The sequence below is a fragment of the Tardiphaga sp. OK245 genome (assembly GCF_900108575.1).
GTDB classification, from domain to species: Bacteria; Pseudomonadota; Alphaproteobacteria; order Rhizobiales; family Xanthobacteraceae; genus Tardiphaga; species Tardiphaga robiniae.
In genome coordinates this window covers 1-13653 of the sequence record NZ_FNWZ01000002.1, presented here as the reverse complement: position 1 = coordinate 13653, position 13653 = coordinate 1, and the positions used below count along the sequence as shown (strand labels likewise).

Annotated in this window: 10 protein-coding genes, 1 rRNA gene and 1 riboswitch; of the genes, 6 read left to right on the top strand and 5 right to left on the bottom strand. The window is 62.3% G+C overall.

Annotated elements, in window-relative coordinates; genetic code table 11:
- Window positions 1-64: 64 nt before the first annotated feature.
- The 3 genes from BLW80_RS06720 to BLW80_RS06710 are packed head-to-tail and all read right to left on the bottom strand — an operon-like array spanning window position 65 to window position 2986.
- Window positions 65-1003 (bottom strand): prephenate/arogenate dehydrogenase family protein, encoded by a 939-nt coding sequence (locus BLW80_RS06720; protein WP_093757390.1) that lies wholly within the window; start codon window positions 1001-1003, stop codon window positions 65-67.
- A 1-nt stretch (window position 1004) separates the two neighbouring features.
- Entirely contained in the window at window positions 1005-2108 is a 1104-nt protein-coding gene (gene hisC, locus BLW80_RS06715) for a histidinol-phosphate transaminase (protein WP_093757389.1), read from the bottom strand.
- A gap of 26 nt (window positions 2109-2134) precedes the next feature.
- Window positions 2135-2986 (bottom strand): chorismate mutase, encoded by an 852-nt coding sequence (locus BLW80_RS06710; protein WP_093757388.1) that lies wholly within the window; start codon window positions 2984-2986, stop codon window positions 2135-2137.
- A 203-nt stretch (window positions 2987-3189) separates the two neighbouring features.
- Window positions 3190-3269, top strand: a riboswitch (SAM riboswitch).
- A gap of 87 nt (window positions 3270-3356) precedes the next feature.
- Between BLW80_RS06710 and metX the strand changes: the two genes are divergently transcribed.
- The 3 genes from metX to BLW80_RS06695 all read left to right on the top strand — a co-directional run bounded on the left by metX (window position 3357) and on the right by BLW80_RS06695 (window position 6234).
- Window positions 3357-4559 carry a homoserine O-acetyltransferase MetX gene (gene metX, locus BLW80_RS06705; protein ID WP_093757387.1) on the top strand — a complete coding sequence of 401 codons (1203 nt, stop codon included), beginning with the start codon at window positions 3357-3359 and terminating at the stop codon, window positions 4557-4559.
- 2 nt (window positions 4560-4561) lie between these two features.
- On the top strand, window positions 4562-5248 hold the full coding sequence (metW, locus tag BLW80_RS06700; RefSeq protein WP_244528023.1) for a methionine biosynthesis protein MetW: 687 nt from the start codon (window positions 4562-4564) through the stop codon (window positions 5246-5248).
- A gap of 341 nt (window positions 5249-5589) precedes the next feature.
- Window positions 5590-6234 (top strand): TIGR02594 family protein, encoded by a 645-nt coding sequence (locus BLW80_RS06695; RefSeq protein WP_068729161.1) that lies wholly within the window; start codon window positions 5590-5592, stop codon window positions 6232-6234.
- 6 nt (window positions 6235-6240) lie between these two features.
- Here the strand turns inward: BLW80_RS06695 and BLW80_RS06690 are convergent, their stop codons facing one another.
- Complete coding sequence (locus tag BLW80_RS06690; protein WP_093757386.1) at window positions 6241-7014, bottom strand: MOSC domain-containing protein; 774 nt, start codon at window positions 7012-7014, stop codon at window positions 6241-6243.
- Window positions 7015-7245: 231 nt separating this feature from the next.
- On the opposite strand from BLW80_RS06690, the gene clpB reads away from it, so the two are divergent.
- Both clpB and BLW80_RS06680 read left to right on the top strand, forming a co-directional pair.
- On the top strand, window positions 7246-9882 hold the full coding sequence (gene clpB / locus BLW80_RS06685) for an ATP-dependent chaperone ClpB (protein WP_093757385.1): 2637 nt from the start codon (window positions 7246-7248) through the stop codon (window positions 9880-9882).
- Between the two features lie 72 nt (window positions 9883-9954).
- Window positions 9955-10593: an NAD(P)H-binding protein gene (locus BLW80_RS06680; protein WP_093757384.1), complete on the top strand. Its 639-nt coding sequence runs from the start codon at window positions 9955-9957 to the stop codon at window positions 10591-10593.
- Window positions 10594-10682: 89 nt separating this feature from the next.
- Here the strand turns inward: BLW80_RS06680 and BLW80_RS06675 are convergent, their stop codons facing one another.
- Window positions 10683-12746 carry a M23 family metallopeptidase gene (locus BLW80_RS06675; RefSeq protein ID WP_244528022.1) on the bottom strand — a complete coding sequence of 688 codons (2064 nt, stop codon included), beginning with the start codon at window positions 12744-12746 and terminating at the stop codon, window positions 10683-10685.
- Window positions 12747-13582: 836 nt separating this feature from the next.
- Between BLW80_RS06675 and BLW80_RS06665 the strand changes: the two genes are divergently transcribed.
- A 16S ribosomal RNA gene (locus tag BLW80_RS06665) occupies window positions 13583-13653 on the top strand; the annotation flags it as partial.

Sequence of the window (13653 nt, the reverse complement as noted above, 5' to 3'; positions counted from 1 at the left end):
GCCGCAAAGCAAGTAAGGCTGGATTGCTTCGCTTCGCTCGCAATGACGGCTGTTGGTCCTGCGATCAATCCTTCTTCGTCAGCGCCTGATGCTTGCGCCCGAAGTCCGGTGCCGCTTCATCCTGACCGATACTCACGATGCCGCGGCGGATCGCGCGGGTGCGGGTGAAGTGCTCGAACAGCGCATCGCCGTCATCGCGGCGGATCGCACGGGTCAGTTTCGACAGGTCTTCCTGGAAGGTGCCGAGCATTTCCAGCACCGCGTCCTTGTTGGCGAGAAACACGTCGCGCCACATGGTCGGGTCTGATGCTGCGATACGGGTGAAATCGCGGAAACCGCCCGCGGAGAACTTCAGCACTTCCGAACGAGTCACGTCTTCGAGCTCGTCGGCCGTGCCTACGATTGTATAAGCGATCAGATGCGGCAGATGGCTGGTGACCGCGAGCACCAGATCGTGATGCGCGGCCTGCATGATCTCGACATTGGCGCCGAGCGCAGCCCAGAAGCCGGTGAGCTTCTCGACGGCCGCGGGATCCGCGCCCTCAGGCGGCGTCAAAATGCACCAGCGATTGCTGAACAGTTCGGCGAAGCCGGAATCCGGACCGGAGTTTTCCGTGCCGGCGACCGGATGCGCGGGAATGAAGTGGATATTGTCCGGCAGATATTCCGACATCGCGCGCAGCACGGAGGCTTTCACCGAACCGACGTCGGACACGATCGCGCCGGGTGCGAGATGCGCCGCGATGCTTTTCGCCACGTCGCCCGCCACGCCGACGGGCACGCAGGCGATGACCAGATCGGCAACCTTGACGGCGCTGGCATTGTCGTCGGCGATGCGGTCGGCGAGCTTGATTTCCACGGCGCGTGCACGCACGGCCGCCGAATTGTCGGTGGCAACGAGTTCACCGGCAAGGCCGAGCTGCTGGATGCCGCGCGCCAGCGACGAGCCGATCAGGCCAAGCCCGATCAGCGCGATACGTTTGAAGGGCGGCGTGGCGCTCACGTCATTGCCCCGAATTCGATGCCATGAATTCACGCAGCGTCTCGATCACCAGCCTGTTGGCTTCCTCGGTGCCGATGGTCATGCGCAGCGAGTTCGGCAGGCCGTAATTGGTCACGGCGCGCAGCACCAGCCCGCGCCTGGTCAGGAACGCATCGGCATCCGCTGCGGTCTTGCCGGTCGCCGGAAAATGCATCAGCAAGAAATTGGCCACGCTTGGCGTCACCTCGATGCCGAGCTTGGTAATTTCCTCGGTCAGGATGCCGATCCACTTGGCGGTGTATGTGCGCGACATCTCGACATGGCCGGTGTCCTCGATCGCCCCCACCGCGGCCATCATCGCCGGCGCCGAGACGTTGAACGGCCCACGAATCCGGTTCATCGCATCGACGATGTGCGCAGGGCCGAACATCCAGCCGATCCGCAAGGCGGCCAGGCCGTGCACCTTCGAGAAGGTGTAGGTGGCGACGGTATTCTCGGTGGTCTTCGCCAGCTCCAGGCCGTTGTCGTAGTCGCCCTTGGTCACGTAGTCCCAGTATGCGGCGTCGAGCACCAGCAGCACGTGCTCCGGCAGGCCGGCGCGCAGGCGCTTGATCTCGGAGGACGGCAGATAAGTGCCAGTCGGGTTGTTCGGGTTCGCCAGCCACACCAGCTTGGTGCGCGGCGTGACGCAGTTCAGGATCGCGTCGACGTTGCAGGTGAAGTTGGTTTCCGGAGCGACCACATTGGTGGCGCCGTTCGCCTGCGTGGCGATCGGGTAGACCAGGAAGCCGTGCGCGGTCGAAATCGCCTCGTCGCCGGGGCCGAGATAGACATGCGCAATCAGGTTGAGAATTTCGTCGGAGCCGGCGCCGCAGATGATCTGCGCGGGATCGAGGCCGAAGCGGTGGCCGAGCGCCTCGCGCAGCACCTTCGACGTGCCTTCCGGATAATCCTCGAGATGCGCGACAGCGGTGGCGAAGGCGTCCTTGGCGCGCGCCGACGGACCGAACGGGGTCTCGTTGGCCGACAGCTTGTAGGTCTTGCGGCCGGGCTCCACCACCGGGCTCTTGCCAGGGGTGTAGGGCGCGATATCGAGAATGCCGGGCTTCGGCACAGGACGGGACATCTTCAACTCCAGAACGTCAGATTGGCTTACGAACGCGGTGCGTCGCTGGCGGCCACGGTATAGCGGGTTGCGTGGCTGCCGACGAGAGCCGTGGAGCGCACCGAGGCGCCGGCTTCGATCAGCGCCGACTTGATCTTGTCGAGGCTGGAGGCTCTCGTGATCGAGATCAGCAGCGCCGCGCCGTCAAAGGCGGTATCCGGCACGGCGACGATTTCGGCCAGCGGCGACAGCGCACGCGCGGTCTCGGCATTCCAGCCGGACACCCGCACGCTCCACATCTCGACCTCGGTCACCATGGCGCTGTCGGCAACGCGCGACACCACGAACACCGGCAATGCGGCCGGATGGTCGGCGCGTTCGATGAACGGCAGGCGTGCGATGATCTTCGGCGCGCCCTGGGCTTCCAGTGGAATCCACCATGGCGTGCGGCTGGATGTGGCCGAGACCAGCGCGAGATCACCCTTGGACTTGGCCACGGCCTCGACCGCTGCGGCGGCGCTGAAATGCGCGACGTAAGGCACCGTGAAGCCGAAGTGAAAGCGCGCGGAATCCCGCATCGCGCTCTCGCCGAGCGACAGATCCGCATGCACCGAGAACGGCGCCTGAACATAAGTGAAAGTCGAGATGATCACCCGCCAGATGCTCTCGACGGTGTCGATCGGCAGGATGCCGCGATGGCGCTGCACCAGACGGCGCATCATGTCGGCCTCGCGCGCCGGCCGGAAGGCCGAGCCGACCTCCTGGGTCTGCTTCACCGAAATCAGCCGGTCGATGATGTCGCCGCGCTGCATCAACAGGGCGTGAACCTGCGCGTCGATGCTGTCGATCTCTTTGCGCAGTTCATCCAGCGAGGGCGGGGCGGGTGGTAATTTCGACATGTTCAAAACCTTCGGGACGGGAGGCGTGATAGGTCCCGTCGAGCTTGCCGGGCCGGCTCCGGGGAGCCGGCGGGCACGGCCATTGATTAGGTAAGACGGTGCCGGAAAGCAAAGAAAACATGGAAGATTTGGCCGCAGGGCAGTTGGGCAATTTGACCGGGGTATGCCCATATTGACGGCAGGCGGGTGTGGGACTAGTTTCTGGTCTCTTCCGTGGTCATTTGAGCCGGCCGGCTTGCAGCCACGTTAAACAACTCGCTAAACAGGCCGGGGACAGTTTGATCCCGGCCGAGCTATTTGTTCAGGCCGGGTTTTTTATGGCCTGATTCCGGTTTTGGTTTGAGAACCTCCTGAGGAGGCCGGTATCAAGATGGTAAATGTCGAACTGGTGAAGAGTCCGGTTGTCCGCCCCGATGAGCGTGGACATGAAGCCGATCACCCGACCTCGCTGGTCGCGGGTTTTGGCATGGATCAGCCGCTGCGGCTTGATTGCGGCGTCGACCTCGCCCCGTTCCAGATCGCCTATCAGACCTACGGAACGCTCAACGCCGACAAATCCAATGCGATCCTGGTCTGCCACGCTTTGACCGGTGACCAGCACGTCGCCAATATCAATCCGATCACCGGCAAGCCCGGCTGGTGGCAGACACTGGTCGGCCCCGGCAAGGCGCTCGACACCGAACGCTACTTCATCATCTGTTCGAATGTGCTCGGCGGTTGCATGGGCTCGACTGGTCCGGCCTCGACCAATCCCGCCACCGGCAAGATCTGGGGACTGGATTTTCCGGTCATCACCATTCCCGACATGGTGCGTGCGCAGGCGATGCTGATCGACAGTCTCGGTATCGGTCAGTTGTTTTGCGTGGTCGGCGGTTCCATGGGCGGCATGCAGACGCTGCAATGGACCGCGGCCTATCCGGAGCGCGTGTTCTCCGCGCTGGCGGTCGCCTGCAGCACGCGGCACTCGGCGCAGAATATCGCCTTCCACGAATTGGGGCGTCAGGCCGTGATGGCCGATCCCGATTGGCGCGGCGGGCGCTATTTCGAGGAAGGCACGCATCCGCATCGCGGCCTCGGCGTTGCGCGGATGGCCGCGCATATCACCTATCTGTCGGATGCCGCTCTGCACCGCAAGTTCGGCCGCCGCATGCAGGACAGGGAGTTGCCGACATTCTCCTTCGATGCGGATTTTCAGGTCGAGAGCTATCTGCGCTATCAGGGCTCGTCCTTCGTCGAGCGCTTCGATGCCAACTCCTATCTCTATCTGACGCGTGCGATGGACTATTTCGATATCGCAGCTGACCACAACGGCAAGCTTGCGGAAGCGTTTCGCGATACGCAGACGCGCTTCTGCCTGATGTCGTTCACATCAGACTGGCTGTTCCCGACGGCGGAATCGCGCGACGTCGTGCATGCGCTGAACGCCGGCGGCGTCCGCGTGTCCTTTGCGGAGATCGAGACCGACAAGGGCCATGATGCCTTCCTGCTCGACGTGCCCGAGTTTCTCGATATCGCCGATGCATTCCTGAACTCCGCAGCCTCCGTGCGCGGCCTGCCTGTTACGGGGACATAGAGATGGCGTTTCCACAACAGACCTTGCCGCTGAATGCTGCGGTGGCGACGCCGGCGCCGCGCGGTACGCAGGACTATCGCGGCGATCACCTCCTGGTCGCGGAGATGATCAAGCCGGGCTCGAAGGTGCTCGACGTGGGCTGCGGCGATGGCGATCTGCTGCAGCTGCTGGAGAGCCGCGGCATCGACGGCCGCGGCATCGAATTGTCGCGCGAGGGCGTCAACCGCTGTGTCGGCAAAGGCCTCGCAGTGGTGCAGGGCGATGCCGATACGGACTTGATCAACTATCCCGACGATGCGTTCGACTACGTGATCCTGTCGCAGACGCTGCAGGCGACGCGGCAGCCGCGGGTGGTGCTGGAAAATCTGCTGCGCATCGGCCGCAGCGCGATCGTGTCGTTTCCGAATTTCGGCTTCTGGAAAATGCGCGTGCAGTTGCTTGTCGGCGGCCGCATGCCACGTACGGAGAATCTGCCGGCGACGTGGTACGACACGCCGAACATTCACTTCTGTACCATCAAGGACTTCGTGCAGCTGTGCGACGAGATCAACGTGAAGATGGAGCGCGCCGTTGCGCTCGATCTCTATGGCCGTCCGCTGCGTCTCAATGCGCCGTGGTGGTTCTGGAACATGTTCGGGGAGCAGGGCGTTTTCCTGCTGAGCCGTGCGAGCAAATCACAGCAGCCCTGATCGCGTGTAAATTTCTGCCTGATGGAAGCAAAAATACCGCATTCCATGCGGCTTTTCACGCCGTGTGTCGGCCTGCGATACACGCCAAAGATGTGCTTAAAAGCTAATTTGAATAGGTAATATAAGCGCGCATTCGATCGAATGGGTGGCTGCTATGTCTATACGTATGGCGTCCGTTGAAGTTGAAGCGGTTCACTCCGATGTCGCCGTTAAAAAATCGTCACTTGAACCGTTCTAGGTCTTGTTATCGCCATACCAACTTCGTTACCACGCCCGTCCCGATTGTTGGCCCGCGTATTTGGGTCGATGGGGTTCGGGGGTGTTAAGAGGAAAAATTCGGTATGGTTCAGTTCTTTGCGTATCGCCGTGCACTTCGCATCTCGGCTCTTGCGGTGTGTTCGGCGGCAGTTCTCGCGTCAGTCTCTCCCGCGTCGGCACGTCCTCATCACGGCGCTTCGCGTCATTCGCACCACGTCGGCAAGTACACACACAGCACGCGTCATCACGTCCGGCATCGCGCGCGGTATGCACGGCGCAGTGCCCGAGTCGAACAGCAGGCGCCTTCGTTCGGCGACTCCACAAATTTCAATAACGCCAATGCAAGCATGAACCAGCCATCCGGCGGCTTCGGCGGTTCGGGTATCGTTGACGCAGCGCGCAGCTTCATCGGCCGCGGCAATCCGACGGCGCGCGGTCGCTTGTGGTGCGCAGCGTTCATGAACCTCGTATTGAAGCGCACCGGCCATCAAGGCACCGGGTCTGATATGGCGCGCTCGTTCTCGAGCTATGGCCAGCGCATCTCAGGTCCGCAGGTCGGCGCCATCGCCGTGATGTCGCGCGGTCGTCGCGGCGGTCATGTCGGCGTCGTCTCGGGCGTCGATGCCAAGGGCAACCCGATCATCGTCTCCGGCAATCACGGCAACCGCGTCGCCGAGTCGGTGTATTCGCGTGGTCGCGTTTACGCCTACGTGATGCCGACGAGCTGAGCTCGTCTATTCTTCGACGACGATCTTGTCGCCGGCGGTGATCATGCCGCCGGTGATGACCTCAGCGTAAATTCCGCAATCGGCATGACCATAGGTCTGCAGCAGCGTTTTCGGAATCGTCAGATCCCGCGCGGCCGTATCCGGATCCACATTGGTCGCTGCACAGCGGACGATGCGCATCACCACCTTGAGCCGGGTGCTGCCGATCGCGAGCGTCCGGTCGATCAAGTCGAATTCATGCCAGGCCGGCCAGCCCGCCACATGCAGGTTGCCGCGAAAGCGGAGCGGATGCACCGTCTGCCCGACGGCCTTTTCGAGATCTTTGACGCTGGCTAGGTTGATGATCGACACCACCTTGCGCGGCACGTCCGAAAAGCTATGGCCGTCCGCGAACAGCACCTTGGGTGGTCCGCGCAGTTCATCGGCAAAATTTGCAGCGAAGAACGCTTCGATCTCTGCACGTCCATCGGCCGTCTGCAGATCGGCTCGCGCTGCCTCCACATTGTTCTGCCGGATCGTCAGCGTGTGGCTGGCGTCGTCGTAGTGGCTGCGCAGCGCCGCCAGGCGTTCGTTGCGCATCAGCATCAGAAACTGGGTCTTGGGAAAATATTGCGGTGCTGCCGGGTCGAACCCGATCGGGCCGTTCTCGATGGCAAAGCGCCGGTCGGCCGGCAGGGTCTGGCCGGGCTTCAGCGTGACTTCTTCCAGAGACTCGGGCGTCAGGCCCTTCACGGGATAGCGGTAGAGGCTGGCAACGCTGGCGTAAGACTGTTCTGGCATGGTTCCGGTCTTAAGAGATTTGGGCCCGCGGCGCCATCGCCTGGCCGATTGGAATTTTATGCGGACCCCTTCCGTTTCGGGAACTGGCTGCCCACATTTGCATCAAGCTGGTTTTGACGCCAGCGACGACCGCAGCCGGTTGACCACCATCAATGCGGCCTGCGGATACCCAATGAAGATGCCCCATCCGTGCTTTCGAGGCGGACAGGGCAGGCCGAGGGACAACACACAATGAATATTGAGAAATACACCGAACGGGTGCGCGGCTTCATCCAGTCGGCGCAGTCACTGGCCGTGCGCGAGGGCCATCAGCAATTCTCGCCGCTGCACATTCTGAAAGTTCTGCTGGACGACAGCGAAGGGCTGGCCGGCGGCCTGATCGATCGTGCCGGCGGCAACTCCCGCGCCATCCTGAAGGCGACGGAAACCGAGCTGGGCAAGATGCCCAAGGTCTCGGGCGCAGGGGCCGGGCAGGTCTATCTGGCGCCGGCGACCGCGCGCGCTTTCGATGCCGCCGAAAAGGCCGCCGAAAAGGCTGGCGACAGTTTCGTCACCGTGGAGCGGCTGCTGCTTGCGCTGGCGCTCGACAAGGACTCCGAAGCCGGCAGTCTGCTGAACAAGGGCGGTGTCACGCCGCAAAATCTCAACGCGGCGATCAATGCGCTGCGCAAGGGCCGCACGGCGGATTCCGCCACGGCCGAAAACGCCTATGACGCGTTGAAGAAATATGCCCGTGACCTGACCCAGGCCGCGCGCGATGGCAAACTCGACCCGGTGATCGGCCGCGACGAGGAAATCCGCCGCACGATTCAGGTATTGTCGCGGCGAACCAAGAACAATCCCGTGCTGATCGGCGAACCCGGCGTCGGCAAGACCGCCATCGTCGAAGGTCTCGCGCTGCGCATTCTCAATGGCGACGTGCCGGAGAGCCTGAAGGACAAGAGCCTGCTGTCGCTCGATCTCGGTGCGCTCATCGCGGGCGCGAAATATCGCGGCGAGTTCGAGGAGCGGCTGAAGGCGGTGCTCGGCGAGGTGACCTCGGCCGAGGGCGGCATCATCCTGTTCATCGACGAAATGCATCAGCTGATCGGCGCCGGCAAGGGCGATGGCGCGATGGATGCGTCCAACCTGCTGAAGCCTGCGCTCGCCCGCGGCGAATTGCATTGCATCGGCGCCACCACGCTCGACGAATATCGCAAGCACGTCGAGAAGGACGCTGCGCTGGCGCGGCGCTTCCAGCCGATCTTCGTGGCCGAGCCGACGGTGGAAGACACCGTCTCGATCCTGCGCGGCCTCAAGGACAAATACGAACAGCATCACGGCGTCCGCATCACGGATAGCGCGCTGGTCGCTGCCGTAACGCTGTCGAACCGTTACATCACCGATCGCTTCTTGCCGGATAAAGCCATCGACCTGATGGACGAGGCTTCGGCGCGATTGAAGATGCAGGTCGATTCCAAGCCCGAAGAACTCGATTCGATGGACCGCGAGATCATCCGGCTCAAGATCGAGCAGGAGGCGCTTGGCAAGGAAACCGATGCAGGCTCGAAGAGCAGGCTCGAAACGCTCAAGAAGGAACTCGCCGAGCTCGAAGAGAAATCGGCAGCGCTCACCCAGCGCTGGTCGGCCGAGAAGAACAAGTTGTCGAATGCGCAGAAGCTCAAGAGCGAGCTCGATGGCTTGCGTCTTGAACTCGCCGAAGCGCAACGCCGCGGCGAATATCAGCGCGCCGGCGAACTGGCCTATGGCCGGATTCCCGATCTTGAAAAGCGTCTGGCCGATATCGAAGCCAACGAGAATTCCGAGATGATGGAAGAGGCGGTCACCGCCAATCACATCGCGCAGGTTGTTTCGCGCTGGACCGGCGTGCCGGTCGACAAGATGCTTGAAGGCGAGAAGGACAAGCTGCTGCGGATGGAGCTGAGCCTCGGCGAGCGCGTCGTCGGCCAGGCCGAAGCTGTGCGTGCGGTGGCAACTGCCGTCCGTCGTTCACGGGCAGGCCTGCAGGATCCCAACCGGCCGATCGGCTCGTTCATGTTCCTCGGCCCCACCGGCGTCGGCAAGACCGAGCTGACCAAGGCGTTGGCGTCCTATCTGTTTGACGATGACACCGCGATGGTTCGTCTCGACATGTCGGAATACATGGAGAAGCACTCGGTCTCGCGTCTGATCGGTGCGCCTCCGGGCTATGTCGGCTATGATGAGGGCGGCGCGCTGACCGAAGCTGTGCGGCGGCGGCCCTATCAGGTTGTGCTGTTCGACGAGGTCGAGAAGGCGCATCCGGACGTGTTCAACGTGCTGCTGCAGGTGCTCGACGACGGCCGTCTGACCGATGGCCAGGGCCGCACCGTCGATTTCCGCAACACGCTGATCATCATGACGTCGAATCTCGGTTCGGAATTCCTGGTCAACCAGCCCGAGGGTGAGGATACGTCCGCGGTGCGCGACCTGGTGATGGGCAATGTCCGCGCCCATTTCCGGCCGGAATTTCTGAATCGCGTCGATGAGATCATCCTGTTCCACCGCTTGCAGAAGAGCGAAATGGGCCGGATCGTCGAGATCCAGTTCGCGCGGCTTACAAAGCTGCTCGAAGATCGCAAGATCACGCTGGTGCTGCACGACGAAGCCCGCGACTGGCTCGCCGACAAGGGCTGGGATCCCGCCTACGGCGCCCGTCCCCTCAAGCGCGTGATCCAGCGCAACGTCCAGGATCCGCTGGCCGAGATGATCCTCGCCGGCGACGTCAAGGACGGTGACCATGTCGACATAAGCGCCGCCGGCAACGTCCTGACCTTCAACGGCAAACCGGCCCGGACCGCGGAGATCGCCGAGTTCGAGGCGCCGGTGCCGAAGCGGCAGCTGAACTGACGGCACGGGTTTAAACGCAACGAAACGGCCTGAACCTCACGGTTCAGGCCGTTTCCACGTTGGAGAAAGATCATGACCCGCATTCTCGTGGTCGGCGCCACCGGCCTTGTCGGCCGCCATGTCATCGCCAAAGCGCTCGCCGACAGTCGGATCACGCGCATCGTTGCGTCGACGCGGCGGCCGCTCGAGGCGCATGCGAAGCTCGACAACCCGCTGGTCGACTTCGACCGGTTACCAGCCGAGGCCGACTGGTGGGACGTCGATGGTGTGATCTGTGCACTCGGCACGACGCACGCCAAGGCCGGCTCGGATCAGGCATTTCGCGTTGTGGATTATGATTACCCGCTTGAAGTCGCCCGGCTGGCGCGCAGGCACGGCGCTAGCCGTTTCGCGCTCAATTCGTCGGTGGGTGCCAATGCGCGCTCAAAGCTGCTCTATCCGCGTACCAAAGGCGAAGTGGAGGAAGCGCTGAAGGCGATGGGCTTTCCGTCTTTGACGATTGTGCGGCCGGGCTTGATCGGCGGTGACCGCGACGAATTCCGGCTGGGCGAACGCATCGCGGCAGCAATACTCGGTATCCTCGGTCCGGTTCTGCCGCGCAGCTACCGGATCAGCCCCGCCGACAAGATCGCCGATGCATTGATCGAGGCAGCCGTGACCGGCGCGCCTGGCGTTCACCTGATCGGGTCTGCAGAGCTCGCCGCGGATTGATCGCCGGACCTCAGCGTCTCTTTTGCTATTGTCCCGAGCGTCTCCTAGCCCACGCAGCTGACGCGCAGAACAAGGCGAAAAACACGAATTTAGCGGCTGGCCGTCGGCCGTGCTGGTGGCACCGCGCCGGTCACGCCTGCGTCGGAAACGCGGGCGCCGGGGCCTCGCATGGTCATCTGGGCGTCGATCCGGTCACGTTCCTTCTCGAAGCCGGCCATGATCGGCCCTTCGAGCGAGCGGCCGCGTGGCAGTTTCACGCGCATCGGATCGACGAAGCGGCCGTTGACCAGAATTTCGTAGTGAACGTGGGCGCCTGTGGACATGCCTGTGGAGCCGACGAAACCGATGACCTGACCCTGCCGCACGCGCTTGCCGGGCTCCATGCCCTTGGCAAAGGCCGACATATGACCGTAGGCGGTCTCGTAGCCGTTGTTGTGCTTGATGCGGATATATTTGCCGTAGCCGCCTTCCCAGGCGGCTTTTTCGATCACGCCGTTGCCGGATGCGAAAATCGGGGTGCCGTAGGGCGTCGACCAGTCCACGCCGGTATGCATCTTGGTGTAGCCGAGGATCGGGTGGCGGCGTCCGCCGAAGCCCGAACGCATGATGGCGTTATTGACGGGCTTGCGGACCAGAAACTTCTTCGCGCTCTTGCCGGTCTCGTCATAGTAGTCGACGACCGAGTCGTCGGTGGTCAGGAAACGATAGTATTTTTTGGTTTCGCCGCCCACCGTAAGCGAAGCGAACAACACTTCGGTCTTTTCGGTGATGGTGGCGCCTTCGTCTTCGCCGGCAAAGAACACGTCGAACGAGTCGCCGGGCTGTACTTTGCGCTGGAAATCCACGTCGTAGGAGTAGATCCGGATCATGTCCTCGATGACGGTGGCCGGGACCTTGTTGCGCAGTGCCGTCTCGTAAATGCTCTGATAGAGCCGCACGCCGGTGCCGTCATCCTCCTCGTCATCATCCGATGCGCTTGGCGCTTCGGCGACGGTGTTCATGCTGGAGACGTCGACGGCGACGTATTTGCCGAGATCGGAGAGAGCGGCGACAGCTTCGATGGTGGAGTCGTTGGCGACGATCACGCGATACGGCTGCAAGCGCTGGCCAGGTCCGGCCGGCGACATCAGGATGCGAACTTTCTGGCCTTCCTTCAGTCCGCCGTCGCGGCCGCGGGCACCCAGCGTAGTGGCAATGGCCTTGGCTTCCTCGGGCATCGCGCCCTGGTCGCGCAGGATCGTCAGGATGGTGTCGCCCTTCTTGACGATATGGATACGCTCGCCATTCGGGTTGCCGCCGGTCGCCTGATCCTTGGTCTTGGCCAGCAGCGTGACGTTTTCCGGCACGATACGGGTTTCGAAGCCGGCATAAGGATCGGCTGTGGTACCTTCGGCGGCATAGGCCATCTTCATGTCGGGCTGTCCGCCGATATCGCCGGTGGCGCTGGCGACGGTCGTGTAGCGAACGCCGGTATTGCCGCGCCAGTTGGAGGCGTCACGCACGCGCATCAGGACTTCATCGATGGCAACACTCGCGCCGATCTTGGCTTTCGGCAGTACCTGACCGAGATCGCGGGTGACGAAGGAGACTTCGGCATCAGGTTCGACGGCATTCGGATTGACCGCGGCGTCGTCGCTGTTCGGGGCGGGGCTGCCGACATCGGTCAGCAGGCGCTGTGCATTGAAGGGCGGGATCTTGGCGCTGAGATCGCTGGTCGCCATCGCCAGATTGCCGGAAATCCGGATGAAGGGCCGCACGCGCATGACGTCGCGATTGCCGACGCGGGTGACGGTGGAGACTTTGAGTACCTGGCGCGCGGCGGAAGAGTCGCTCGGCGGCGGCAGGCGGTCACTCTTATGCAGGCTTGCTTGTTTGTCGGTGGCACTGAAGGCGCCGCGTAGCGCGCCTTCGACACGCTCCGGTACCTTGGCAAAGGTCATCTCGCCGTCAAGCGACGCAAAAACGGCGCCGCCGATCAGAGCCGCGCCGCAGAGACCTGTGAGGATAGTACCACTGAACCACTGTACCGAGACGCGGCGACGATCGATGACTGCGGCTTCGGAGCCATCAACGGATAGCGGCGGCTCGTGGCCGAGATCAATCATCCCGGTCTCACGATTATAGGCGCCACCGCGTGACAGTCCGTGATTCAAGCCGACATCCCCCGAATTCCCAGCATCATGCGAAGAGTCTTCCCCAAGCACATCGCATCGACGGTCGAACAGTGCGCGCCAAAATGCTGGCCGAATGGACGAACGTCAATGCTGCAAACTCTTTCGCTGTGTTCTCTTTGGCCCAAAAGCGCACTGCGATGACGCAGCTCGTTCTTTCGAGAGACCGTTGGGCCCAGATCCGGTTCGGCCACCCCCAAAAAGTTTCAGAGGCGACGCAGAATCTTTGCACAAGGCATGCTCAGAACGTCGGAGGAATGTGGCTCTTGTACGGCGTCACCCCTGTAAAACCTACGCTTTTTGGGCCCTGGAGCCTCCTCCACAGCACGTGACGATTTTCTGACGAATGGCGTTGACAGTTTCGGGTGAGGGGGCCTATAACCCGGCCACTGAGCGCAGCGGCGCCGGGGCCTACCAGCCCGGGCGGTTGTTCGTGTCTCGGAAGCTCATCACCGCGAAGAGTGTTTCAGTAGCCGATAGGTGTCGGCTGCTGATCTGTTGTCGAGTGATTGGGTGACAAGATTTTCTCCCTCTCGGGGAGATTGACGCATCTGCGTCGGGCTGTTTGACAAGTTAAATTGAAGAAAGAGAAACGTGGACGGCGGAGTCCTTGCGGGTCTCGTTCGATGGAAGCTTCGGCTTCCTGAGGCGGGGCCGGACGAAAGACTTCGGCGGTACACGTTTTGAACAAAGGTTAACACCATCGTTGTTAGCGCTGTGAAGCGCGGACAGCAGATTGGCTGAACTTCGGTTTGGTCGATTTAGTATGGTGGGACCTCGTCAATACGTTGTGATCAGCCGGTTTAAAGTTTCAAGTCCAACTTGAGAGTTTGATCCTGGCTCAGAGCGAACGCTGGCGGCAGGCTTAACACATGCAAGTCGAACGGGC

What these genes read in the sequence shown, in the direction of transcription:
- hisC (WP_093757389.1), bottom strand. Translation starts at nt 2,108, where the DNA reads ATGTCCCGTCCTGTGCCGAAGCCCGGCATTCTCGATATCGCGCCCTAC.
- BLW80_RS06710 (WP_093757388.1), bottom strand. Translation starts at nt 2,986, where the DNA reads ATGTCGAAATTACCACCCGCCCCGCCCTCGCTGGATGAACTGCGCAAA.
- metX (WP_093757387.1), top strand. Translation starts at nt 3,357, where the DNA reads ATGGTAAATGTCGAACTGGTGAAGAGTCCGGTTGTCCGCCCCGATGAG.
- metW (WP_244528023.1), top strand. Translation starts at nt 4,562, where the DNA reads ATGGCGTTTCCACAACAGACCTTGCCGCTGAATGCTGCGGTGGCGACG.
- BLW80_RS06695 (WP_068729161.1), top strand. Translation starts at nt 5,590, where the DNA reads ATGGTTCAGTTCTTTGCGTATCGCCGTGCACTTCGCATCTCGGCTCTT.
- BLW80_RS06690 (WP_093757386.1), bottom strand. Translation starts at nt 7,014, where the DNA reads ATGCCAGAACAGTCTTACGCCAGCGTTGCCAGCCTCTACCGCTATCCC.
- clpB (WP_093757385.1), top strand. Translation starts at nt 7,246, where the DNA reads ATGAATATTGAGAAATACACCGAACGGGTGCGCGGCTTCATCCAGTCG.
- BLW80_RS06680 (WP_093757384.1), top strand. Translation starts at nt 9,955, where the DNA reads ATGACCCGCATTCTCGTGGTCGGCGCCACCGGCCTTGTCGGCCGCCAT.